A 6,442-nucleotide genomic window follows, 5' to 3' on the forward strand; every position below is an offset into this window, starting at 1 on the left:
AAGTGTGCCAACCAGTCAGGTGGTCTCGTCGCCATGTAACAGGAGACCACCTGACTGGCTGGACGAAGAGCCCGCGGCCGCGCTTCTTCGCGCGTTCTGGGGAATCCTGGTCCGCGGAGAATCTCAGGCCAGCGCGGCCTGCGTGAGGAGTGGACGCTCAGGAGGTAAGGCTCACCAGGAGCGTCCGGTACTCGAGTAGGGCATCGATCAGCCCCAGGACGACGGCGTTACGAGGCATCTGACCGAGTTCGATCAGCATCGAATCCGTCTGTTCCAGGGTCGGCTGAGCATCGACAGCGGCGACAAGGGTGACCAGTCTGCTCATGAGTAGACCTCCAACGACTCTCGGTCGTGAAGCGATTTCCACTCAGTCAGCACGCTGTGCGGCGGGATCGCCTCACGTGATGCACCTGCCGAAACGGCCTTGCGTGGCGGGTTCACCAACATTTCCGACTCCATGCCCCCTGTGGAGGAGCCCGGCCCCTTTGTCGGGCAGCGATACGTCCGAATCTTACTGTAAGAAACGTAGAACCTCGGTGTTCCCGTCGGGTTGAGCGTCCGTTACGGCGAGGTAACAAAGTCACCGCTTCCGGTGATGTCCCGGCAGGCCGTGCACTGTCATGCCAATGCCGTCACGCTAATGCCGTCACGCCGGGGCTGTCACGCTAATGCATTGAATAGCCGGCCGCGGTGACCGGTACGTACCCCGAGCGCATCAATATCCCGGCGCTGTGCATCCGGTACGGCCGCGCATGGTGAGGACGGCTCGTGGAGTCGGTCGGGACGGCCGGCGTAACACCAGCGGGGAGCGGAGAGCCGGGCAGGCTGGACCGGACACGCCCGCGGTTGTCGCCCGCGGCTGTCGCTACGGCGGGGCGTGTACCAGGTTGGACCGACCGTCCGGCTCCGGTCCGGAGATCGGTTGGAGAAGGTCGCTGGAGGCTGGAATCCGGTCCGCCCGCGTGCTTCACCCGGTAGCCTCGGACGGGTGGTCAGTACGGGTTTGTTCCCGGGCGGCAGATGGCGATCACAGTATGGCCGCTGAACCGGTCGGCGATCCCGGCCAGCCCGCGGCCGCCCCGGACGCGCTGGTGGCGCCCACGGTGGGCGAACCGGTTGACGGCGACCTCAGCCGTGAGCTCGAGGATCTGGCTCATCGTGCGTGGCCGCCCCTGCGCGAGCGGCGGCTGGGCGGCTGGGTGCTGCGGGAGTCGGCCGGCTCCTCCCGGCGCGGTAACTCCGTGTGGGCCCGCGGCGACGTCGGTGACATCGCCGGCGCCCTGAACGCGGTCGGTGAGTTCTACGCCACCGCCGGTCTGCCGCCGACACTCCAGATCACGCCGGTGTCCCTGCCCGCGGACATCCACGAGGCGCTGGACGTGGCCGGTTTCGACGACACCGGGCCGACCGACGTCTGCGTCGCCGACCTCGAGGAGATCCGCGAACGGCTGGCTGCCGGGCCCACCGGCCACGTCCCCGTCGGCGCCGGCGGCTCCCCGTCCGCCGACGCCGACGGTCACCGGGCGATCCTGCTCGACACCGTCGGTGATGTCTGGCTGGACGTCGCAGGCCAGGTGCTGGCGACCTTCGCCGGCCAGCGGGCCGGCACGCTGGGGGTGCTGGCGAACCTCACCGTGCCCGCGGCATACGTCCTGTGCGTGCTGGACGGCGTGCCGGTGGCCGTCGGCCGCGGCACCGTGGACGGCGACTGGCTGGGGATCTACAGCATGGCGACCGTGCCGGCCGCGCGCGGCCGGGGAGCCGCCCACGCGGTTCTCGCCAGGCTGGCGGCCTGGGCGGCCGAAGCGGGCGCGTCCCGTGCCTACCTGCAGGTCGAACAGACGAGTACGGCGGCCCGTCGGCTGTATGCCGCCATCGGTTTCCGCCCGGTCTACCGCTACTCCTACCGCCGGCTGCACACCGCCGCGGCTCCCGGCGTCAGCGGGTGAGCGGCCGGCGCCAGCGGCCGTGCGGCACCGCCGGCACGACCGCCCGGCCAGCCCGCGCGAAGAGCCAGCCGTCCTTACACCTCACGGCAGGCCGCCCGGGGTACCGCCCGCGTTGACCAGCGTCCACCGGACACGGCCTAGCGTAGGGGGCATGACGTCCGTGCAGGCCAGCCGTGGTCTTCTGGAGCCGCTGGGTCGTACCCGCGTGATGGGTGTGGTCAATGTGACACCGGACTCGTTCTCCGACGGGGGCGCCTATCCGACCGCGGTCGACGCGGTGCGGGCCGGTCTGGCGATGGCTGCCGAGGGCGCCGACATCGTCGACGTCGGGGGCGAGTCGACCCGGCCGGGCGCGGGGCGGGTCGATCCGGCCGAGGAGCTGCGCCGGGTGCTGCCGGTGGTGACGGAGCTGGCCGCGGCGGGTGTCGCGGTGAGCGTCGACACGACCCGTCCGGCCGTCGCCGAGGCCGCGCTGGCCGCGGGCGCCGCGGTCATCAACGACGTGTCGGGCGCCGCCGACCGTGACCTGCTGGCGGTGGCCGCCGAGCGGGCGGTCCCCTACGTTCTGATGCACACCAGAGGTGTGAGCGCGGACATGGCCACCCGCGCGGTCTACGGTGATGTCGTGTCCGAGGTCGTCGCCGAGCTGCGTGAGCGCCTCGATGCCGTGTTCGCCGCCGGGATCGCGCCCGAACGGGTGATCGTCGACCCGGGGATCGGTTTCGCGAAGGAGAGCGGGCACAACTGGACATTGCTGGCTCACCTCGACGCCATTGCCGCGCTGGGGCATCCGCTGCTGGTCGGCACGTCACGCAAGTCCTTCCTGGGCAGCCTGCTCGCGGACGCCGACGAGCGTCCCCGCCCGGCCGGGGAGCGCGACGACGCGACCCAGGCGACGACCGCCCTGCTGGCGGCCGACGGGGTGTGGGCGGTCCGGGTGCACGCGGTGCGGGCCGCGGCCGACGCGGTGCGGGTCGTCCAGGCATGGCGGGAGGCCCGCGAGCGGCGGGCCTGGCCGGCTGGCGGCGGGCCCGCGCCGGCGGAGCGGACACCCGCCAGGCCGGATTCCGCCGTGTCGGACCCGGGGAGGTCGAATCCTGGGACGTCGGATCCTGGCGTCACGGATCCTGGCGTGTCGGCCCGTGGCGCGTTCCGGCTCCCGCCCACGAGTGCGGTATGACCAGCACGTCTCCTGACACGTCTGCCGGTACGTCTCTCACGGCGTCCTCCGCCACGGCCGCCGTGTCTCCTGCCGCGGCGCTCGTCGCGTCCGGCCGGATTGCCGTGACCGGACTGCGAGTCCGGGGTCATCACGGTGTGTTACCGGCGGAGTGCGAGCTCGGCCAGGAGTTCGTGGTGGACGCCGCGGTGTGGCTGGACACTCGGCCGGCCGCCGCCAGCGACGACGTCGCCGCCACCGTCGACTACGGGACGTTGGCACAGACGCTGGCCGGGATCGTCGCCGGGGAGCCCGTCAATCTGATCGAGACGCTCGCCCACCGGCTGGCCGACGCGTGCCTGGCCGACGACCGGGTCCTGCGGGCGGAGGTGACCGTGCACAAGCCGGCCGCGCCGATCCCGCTGCCGTTCACCGACGTCGCGGTCACCGTCACCCGGAGTCGGCGGGCATGAGCGGGGCCACGGGCCCGCACCGGCCCCAGGACGCCTCCGGGCCCGGACCGCAGCCTCGGCCGTCGGAGCCTCGGCCGCAGGAGCAGCGGCCGCCGGGGCGTCCGTCGCCGGGGCGCCGACGGCCGGGGAGTCTCGCGCGGCGACCGACGCCGGCAGGCCAGGCGCCGGCGGTGCTGGCGCTGGGCTCGAACCTCGGCGACCGCCTCGCCCAGCTGCGTGCCGCCACCCGCCTGCTGGGGTCCGTGGCGGTGTCACCGGTGTACGAGACCGCGCCCGTCGGCGGGCCCGACCAGGACGACTACCTCAACGCGGTGGTACTGGTCCCGGCGGCGCCGCCGCGGGACCTGCTCGCCGCGGCCCGGTCGGCCGAGCGGGCGGCCCACCGGGCACGAACCGTCCGCTGGGGCCCGCGCACCCTGGACGTCGACGTGATCGCCTGTGGCGATCTGGTCAGCGACGACCCGGACATCCTGATCCCGCATCCACGCGCCCACCTGCGCGCGTTCGTCTGCGTCCCGTGGCTGGACGTCGACCCGGACGCGGCGCTGCCCGGGCACGGCCGGGTCGAGGAACTGGTGGCCGCGCTGGACACCTCCGGGGTCCGCCGGACGCCGTGGAGTCTGTCCGGGTGAGGCCGACGCGGGCGCGGGAACTGGTGGCGGCGGCCGTGGTGGTCGGCGTGCTGGCGTACGTGTTGCTGGCCTTCACCTATCGGGACCTGCCACGGTTCCCGCGGACGGCACCGCTGTCGCTGCTGATCGTCGGGCTGGCGGAGGCACAGACCGCCGCCATCACCCGGCGCCGGCTGCAGGGACGTCCGGGCACGAGGCCGATCCTGCCGTTGACCGTCGCCCGGCTGGCGGCGCTGGCGAAGGCGAGCAGCCTGGCCGGGGCCGCGCTCATGGGGGCGTGGGCGGCGCTGCTCGGTTACGCGCTGCCACGTCTGGACGAGTTCGGTACCGCTGACACCGACGCGGTCACCGCTGGTCTCGGGGTCGCGGCGGCGCTGGTGCTCCTTGTCAGTGGCCTCCTGCTCGAGCGGGTGTGCCGGGTCCCGAAGTCATAGCGCGCCAGCTGTGCGACCATGTGTAGCCATATCGGCGGTGGTGTCCGGTGCCGGGCGCCGGCCATCAGGGAAGATCGGCGCGAGCGTGCCGTCGGGTACGCTCGTTCCGCCGAGAAGCGTACTTGGCGACACGCCCGTCTGGATCATGCTCCGGATCGGCGTTCGCGGCTGGCACCCGCCCCGCGTGACCGGCGCTGCCAGGCGATCGAAAGCCTCAGATGACCGCGAAAGCCCAGTTGATCGAGGAGTGCGCGGTCGTGGTTTCCGCGGCGTCCACAACCCGGAGTGCCCGTCCAGCGTCTGGTCACGATGAGGATCCCGCGATCCGGCGTTTGTCAACTGGGCGCGCGCAACGCCAGCGCAACGCCGTGGTACACCGATGGGGGGACATATGACGTGGGCGCGGATCGTGAGGAGGTTGGTCGGTGGCGGATGATATGCGACGATCTGACGCGTCGAACCCACGTCGAGCCACAGCCGCGGACGGCGTGCCGGCAACGGCGGACCGTCCCGACACGGAGTCGGTTCCCAGTGGCCATGGCGACTACCCTCCGAGTTCATACCAGAACCAGGATGCTGAGCGCTACTACAACGCCCGCCAGTATCAGGATCCTGGTTCGTACCGGTCTCCTGATTCTCGCCAGGGGTCTTTTTCTCCCCAGGTGCCCGTGGGCCCCCAGCCGGGGGCCGGGGGATATCAGCCGCCCGGCGGTTATCCCCCGCCAGGACCGGGAGCGTATCCGGACTCGCGGTCACCTGGCCTGCCCCAGCGGCAGGGCGTACCGCCGCGGGCCGGCTACGCCCGGGACGAGCCGGACGCCGGCTACGGGCCCCCGGCGGGCTATCGTGCCGAGCCCGCCCCCGCGCCCGGCGGGTACGCTCCGGCGGCCGGATATCCCCTGACAGGCGCTCCCCAGGCCGGCGCCCCCGATTTCTACGGGGAGCAGACCCGGCTCGCACCGGGGGCGAGGCCCTTCGGGCCGTCGCCGGTCGATTCCGCCCCGCGCGCGGGGGAGCCGTACCGGGAGGCACCCCGCCCGCAGGCTCCCCCCGGCGCTTCCGGTGGCCCCCAGCCCGGGGCCGCCGGCTCACGGCAGGCAGGCCGCTACCAGCCCGGCGCGCTTTACCCGCCGGACGGCGTCGGGTATCCGGCGAATCCGTCCGGGCCCGGCGCCTACCAGGCACCGGCGACGGGTTTCGGGACGGGTTACGCCGCCGGCGGGGAGGCGGCAGCCAGCCAGGACATCGCGGCGGTGGCCGCGCCCCCCGCGTCACAGCCGGCCCGGTATCCGCCGGATCCGCTGCCGCTCGATGGGCCGGCAGCCGGCGAAATGACGGTCTTCACGGACCTGCGGCCCAGGAAGGGCAGCGACCGTCCCGGACGCCCGGACGGTGTTCCCCCGCCCCGGACCAGGCAGGTCGGCGCCGACATGTCGACATCGGCATCCCGCCGGCCGGGGCCGGACCATTCCGACGACCGCCGAGCGAGCCCGTCGGCCGCCGAGCAGGACACCACCGGTGAGCAGGTCGGCACGCTCCGGGCCGAGTCGGGCCGGCGTCGGGATGACCGGGGCGACCCCCGGTCACCGGACCGGTCTGCGAGCCGCTCCACGGAGCGGTCCACGGAGCGGTCCACAGACAGGTCCACAGGGGACGCCGGAACGCGCCGGAACCGTCCCCGGGATGCCGCCGGGCTCCCCTGGCTGCTGCGTCGACTCGTGTACGCGGTGGTGATCCTCGGTGTTGCCTTCGCTGTCGGGGGTGGGGCCGGGTTCGTGTGGCAGAAGATCAGCGG

Annotated in this window: 6 protein-coding genes and 1 pseudogene; 6 read left to right on the top strand and 1 reads right to left on the bottom strand. The window is 73.0% G+C overall.

The window, feature by feature from the left end; all coding sequences use genetic code 11:
• Positions 1-157: 157 nt before the first annotated feature.
• Complete coding sequence (locus CM1CMNOD_RS21330) at positions 158-325, bottom strand: hypothetical protein (RefSeq protein WP_013871802.1); 168 nt, start codon at positions 323-325, stop codon at positions 158-160.
• A 709-nt stretch (positions 326-1,034) separates the two neighbouring features.
• Between CM1CMNOD_RS21330 and CM1CMNOD_RS00855 the strand changes: the two genes are divergently transcribed.
• The 6 genes and pseudogenes from CM1CMNOD_RS00855 to CM1CMNOD_RS00880 all read left to right on the top strand — a co-directional run.
• Positions 1,035-1,949, top strand: a complete 915-nt coding sequence (locus CM1CMNOD_RS00855; RefSeq protein WP_013871803.1) for a GNAT family N-acetyltransferase — start codon at positions 1,035-1,037, stop codon at positions 1,947-1,949.
• A 151-nt stretch (positions 1,950-2,100) separates the two neighbouring features.
• Positions 2,101-3,129 carry a dihydropteroate synthase gene (gene folP / locus CM1CMNOD_RS00860; protein WP_043602721.1) on the top strand — a complete coding sequence of 343 codons (1,029 nt, stop codon included), beginning with the start codon at positions 2,101-2,103 and terminating at the stop codon, positions 3,127-3,129.
• Entirely contained in the window at positions 3,126-3,581 is a 456-nt protein-coding gene (folB, locus tag CM1CMNOD_RS00865; protein ID WP_013871805.1) for a dihydroneopterin aldolase, read from the top strand. Before folP ends, folB begins: the two co-directional genes overlap by 4 nt.
• 170 nt (positions 3,582-3,751) lie before the next feature.
• A complete protein-coding gene (gene folK, locus CM1CMNOD_RS00870) occupies positions 3,752-4,213 on the top strand; it encodes a 2-amino-4-hydroxy-6-hydroxymethyldihydropteridine diphosphokinase (RefSeq protein WP_013871806.1) in 462 nt (153 codons plus the stop codon).
• Positions 4,210-4,647: a DUF3180 domain-containing protein gene (locus CM1CMNOD_RS00875; RefSeq protein ID WP_013871807.1), complete on the top strand. Its 438-nt coding sequence runs from the start codon at positions 4,210-4,212 to the stop codon at positions 4,645-4,647. Before folK ends, CM1CMNOD_RS00875 begins: the two co-directional genes overlap by 4 nt.
• A 668-nt stretch (positions 4,648-5,315) precedes the next feature.
• Positions 5,316-6,442: pseudogene (locus CM1CMNOD_RS00880) on the top strand (hypothetical protein); the annotation flags it as partial.

Source organism: Protofrankia symbiont of Coriaria myrtifolia, assembly GCF_900634755.1.
In the GTDB taxonomy this organism is placed as follows: Bacteria; Actinomycetota; Actinomycetes; order Frankiales; family Frankiaceae; genus Protofrankia; species Protofrankia coriariae.